General features: G+C 58.5%; 1 pseudogene. It reads right to left on the bottom strand.

From position 1 onward, the window contains the following. Positions 1 to 979 (bottom strand): annotated as a pseudogene (locus tag ACFWP0_RS29585) (IS3 family transposase); the annotation flags it as partial. Positions 980 to 1,047 lie beyond the last annotated feature (68 nt).

Below are 1,047 nucleotides of genomic sequence, written 5' to 3'. Positions count from 1 at the left end.
TGCTCAAGGTTGGCGAACAGATGTGCATCGAGCACTTCGGTGCGATAAGTGCGATTGAAGCGCTCGATAAAGGCGTTTTGATTCGGCTTGCCAGGTTGGATATAGCGGATCGAAATGCCTTTGGCAGCGGCCCATTCGGTAAAGGCGTCGGAAATCATCTCCGGGCCGTTGTCCAGGCGTATTGCGTCGGGAGGCCCATAGCAATCGATCAAGCGGCTCAAGACGCGAATCAGGCGCGCCGAAGGGATGGACATGCCAACCTCGATGGCCAAGCATTCCCGATTCGCCTCGTCAATTACGTTCAGTGTCCGGAACCGCCGGCCGCAGTAGAGCGCATCATGCATGAAGTCCAGCGCCCAACAGCGATTGGGCTCCGTGGCCAGATCCAGCGGCTGTCGAGGCCGCTCTGGTAGCCGTTTCTTGCTGCGCCGAGGCAAGTTCAAGCCCATTTCGCAGTACACCCGATGAACGCGCTTTTTATTCCAGCAGCGTCCGTCGAGCCGCAGCCGAGTAAAGCACTTCCAGAATCCCCAGCGCCCATGCCGAGTGACAATGGCATTGAGGGCATCAATGACTTGAGCATCTCGTTCAGATGCCGGCGTTGGCCTCTTGTAGTACGCCGCCCGCGAAAGGCCGGCAATCTGACAAGCGCGCGTGATTGAAAGCTTGGCTTGCACCAACTGCTCCACCACCTCGCGCCTGGCCGACGGCGTCAGGATTTTCGGCTTAGGACGTCCTTGATCGCCGCATTCTCCAACGCCAAGTCTGCAAACATGCGCTTGAGCTTGGCGTTCTCGGCCTCCAGCTCGCGCAGCCGCTGCAACTCGGACACCTGAACACCCGAGTACTTGCTCTTCCACAGGTAGTACGTGGCGCTGCTGATGCCATGTTTGCGGCACAGTTCGGCGACCGGCATGCCGGCTTCGCCCTCCTTCAACACGGCAACAATCTGGCTCTCTGTAAATCTGCTTTTCTTCAAGGGAGTCTCCGACTCATGGAGGCTCCGAAATTCTACCGGCTGGTGCCTACCTGAAGGGGGAGCTTACG

This window comes from Achromobacter sp. NPDC058515 (assembly GCF_042721735.1).
In the GTDB taxonomy this organism is placed as follows: Bacteria; Pseudomonadota; Gammaproteobacteria; order Burkholderiales; family Burkholderiaceae_B; genus Achromobacter.
The sequence above is the reverse complement of the archived record's forward strand: the minus strand, read 5'-3'. Positions and strand labels throughout refer to the sequence as shown.